The organism is Actinocrinis puniceicyclus (assembly GCF_018283645.1).
Classification (GTDB): Bacteria; Actinomycetota; Actinomycetes; order Streptomycetales; family Catenulisporaceae; genus Actinocrinis; species Actinocrinis puniceicyclus.
The window spans coordinates 1-905 of record NZ_JAGSXH010000350.1 but is presented as its reverse complement, the minus strand read 5'-3'; the positions used below and the strand labels follow the sequence as shown (position 1 = coordinate 905).

Annotated in this window: 1 protein-coding gene; it reads right to left on the bottom strand. The window is 68.8% G+C overall.

Features of this window, described 5'->3' with window-relative positions:
- A partial coding sequence (locus tag KGA66_RS29235) for a polyketide synthase dehydratase domain-containing protein (RefSeq protein ID WP_312887120.1) occupies positions 1-824 on the bottom strand: 824 nt, incomplete at its 3' end.
- Between the last annotated feature and the right edge of the window lie 81 nt (positions 825-905).

The window sequence follows — 905 nt, the reverse complement described above, 5'->3', positions numbered from 1 at the left end:
GCGGTGACCGGTGTCCATGCCTGGTGGTAGAGATGCTGGGGCCGGCGGGAGCGGTCCTTCGTGTCGGCGGGCAGGATCTGGTCGGCGGTGACCCTGCGTGTCGTCAGAGCGTTGATGGTGGCGACCGGGCCGCCGGTGGGGTCGGTGGCGGTGAGCGCGAGGGTTTCTTCGTCGACAACCGTGAGGCGCACCCGCAGGGATGTGGCGCCGGTGGCGTGCAGGCTCACGCCGGTCCACGTGTAGGGCAGGCGTACGGTGCCGTTGGACTGGTCCTGCTCCGCCAGCAGCGCGCCGTGCAGCGCTGCGTCGAGTAGTGCGGGGTGGATGCCGAAGCCGTCAGTGTTCGTGTTCTCGGGAAGGGCGACCTGTGTGAGGATGCTGTCCCCGTCGCGCCAGGCGGCCTGCACGCCTTGGAAGAGCGGACCGTAGCCGTAACCGAGGTCAGCCAGGTCCTGGTAGAAACCCGAGATGTCGAGGGGCTGCGCATCGGCCGGCGGCCAGGCGGCGGGCTGCGTGGTTGCGAGGTGCGGTTCGTCGGTGACGGAGCCGGTGGCGTGGTGAGTCCAGGTCTTGTTGCCGATCCGCGAGTGGATGTCGATGGTGCGGCTGCCGGTCTCGTCGGGTGCGCCGATCTCGACCCGGAGTTGGACGCCGTCCTTGTCCGGAACGATCAGAGGTCTGCTGATGACGAGTTCCTGGACATGCTTCGCGCCGGCAGCAAGAGCGAGGTCGACGAACGTGGCGCCCGGCACGAGGACGGTGTCGCAGACCGCGTGCTCCGCCAGCCACGAATGCGTGGCGAGCGACAGGCGGCCAGTGAACACCGCCGAACCATCGGCGAGTTCGATGGCTGCGCCGAGGAGGGGGTGTCCGGGTTCTGTGAGGCCTAGGTCGGAGGGTTGGGT